Source organism: Ideonella sp. P3_A4, from assembly GCF_056403075.1.
The window spans coordinates 1-1985 of the sequence record NZ_JBFUGE010000884.1 but is presented as its reverse complement, the minus strand read 5'-3'; the positions used below and the strand labels follow the sequence as shown (position 1 = coordinate 1985).

The following is a 1985-nucleotide window of genomic DNA, read 5'->3' as shown; positions in this document are numbered from 1 at the left end:
GTTCAGCACCGCGCCCCGAAAGCGTCGTCGACGATCGCTTTGCCAGCCTGCGCTTCCTGGTGTCCGCACCGCAGGGCGGCAAGGCGCCGCTGGACGACACGCTCGGCCTGATCGCCGAAGTCAACGTGCTGCTGAATGCGGTGGCCACGGCGATCCAGGGTGGCGCGGCGCCGCCGCCCTCGCCGCTGCCCAACCGCGTCAAAGCCGAAGCGGCCCGCATGCCGCAGCCGCTGCGCGCGATGCTCGACAACCTGTCGCAAAGCAGCGCCAACGCGTCACAACTTGGCGTTAGGCAGAACCTCGGGCAAGAGGTGCGCTCCCAGGTTGGCGAGTTCTGCCAGCAGGCGGTGGCCGGCCGATACCCGCTGGACCGCACGGCCGCGCGCGACGCGACACCGGCCGACTTCGCGATGCTGTTCGGCCCCGGCGGCAAGATCGACCAGCTGTTCCAACAAAAGCTTGCGGCCTATGTGGACACGACCACAAGGCCGTGGAAGTTCCGCCCCGTCGAAGGCACGCCGCTGGGCCTGGACGGTGGCTCGCTGCCGCAGTTCCAACGCGCCGCCGCGATCCGCGAGACCTTCTTCCCCGCCGGAAACGCGCCGTCGCTGAAGCTCGACTTCAAGCCGATCGAGATGGACGCGACGCTGACGCAGTTCATCCTCGATGYCGACGGCCAGATCGTGCGCTACGCCCATGGCCCGCAGATCCCGACGGCCGTGCAATGGCCTGGCCCGCGCGGCAGCTCACAAGTACGCGTGCAAGTCAGCCCGCCCAGCGCCAACGGCAGCGCGTCCGGCATGGTCACCGACGGCCCGTGGGCGCTGTTCCGTCTGTTCGAGCGCGTGAAGATCGAGCCCACCGGCGCGCCCGAGCGCTTCCGCGCGACCTTCGACATCGATGGCCGCAAGGCCGTGTTCGAGGTCACCACCAGCAGCGTGCGCAACCCCTTCCGGCTGCACGAGCTGAACGAGTTCGCCTGTCCGGCGGGGCTGTGAGCGACATGATGGACGTGACCGCCGCCCCACCCATGAGCGACACCGCCACACCGCCGGGCTGGTACGGCAAGCTCGCCTCCCTCGGCGACTTTGCCCAACGGCGCCTGCCACCCTCTTGGGTGCAAAGCTGCGACACGTGGCTGTCGCATGTGATGCAACGCAGCAGCGAACAACTTGGCGAGCGTTGGCTGCAAACCTACCTGACCGCGCCGGTGCTGCGCTTTGCGTGGGCCCCGGGCGTGCTCGACAACCAATGGTGGTTCGGCCTGCTGATGCCCAGCTGCGACAACGTCGGCCGCTACTACCCGCTGCTGATCGCCCAGCCCCGCGCGCGTCCACCGATCGACCGCATCGCACTCGACCACCTCGAACTCTGGTACACCCACCTCGCCAACGCCGCGGTGCAAACGCTGAGCGACCAGACCTCCCTCGACGCCTTCGAGCTCGCCCTGAGCGAAGCGCCGCCCTGGCCTACCGCCGGGCCCGCCTCGCCGCTGAACATACGCAGCACGCCCACTTCCGAGCGCTATGAAATGGCGGCCTCGGTGCCGCTGTCTCGCTGGCTGCCATCAATGGCCAGCACCGAGCTGCTGGCTCGCGTCGCGGGATGCACGCTGTGGTGGCGTGCGACGGATGACGGCACCGGCGCCTCGGTCAGCCTGGTGCATCGGTTGCCGGGGGCGGAGACGTTTGTGGAGTTGTTGGCGGGGCGGGCTGGCTAACCCAGATCAGCAGGACTCTGAAGGACCGAGTTCGGCGGCAGGAGCGGTCCTTCGCTTGTGTAGCGCGTACGCCTCCTTGAGACTGGACCCCGTCATTCGCCGTCGACGGCATGAATGTCAGCGGAGGCGGTCACCGGACATTCGTCGGCCTACGCCCTGTACGCCTGCTGCGCCTCCGTCACCGGTCACTCGACCGTTGTCGGCCACTGATGGCGCGCGAACGACTCCTTGCGCCCGAGCTGGTCGGCGACACCCGACCCAATCC

Annotated in this window: 2 protein-coding genes; both read left to right on the top strand. The window is 68.5% G+C overall.

All coding sequences use genetic code 11. The annotated features are described in order from the left end of the window. Window positions 1-998: type VI secretion IcmF C-terminal domain-containing protein (locus tag AC1DYI_RS34050; RefSeq protein WP_477208526.1), on the top strand; the 998-nt coding region annotated here is incomplete at its 5' end. A 32-nt stretch (window positions 999-1030) separates the two neighbouring features. Continuing rightward, window positions 1031-1720, top strand: coding sequence for a type VI secretion system-associated protein TagF (gene tagF / locus AC1DYI_RS34045; protein WP_477208525.1), 690 nt, complete (start codon window positions 1031-1033; stop codon window positions 1718-1720). The last annotated feature ends 265 nt before the right edge of the window (window positions 1721-1985 follow it).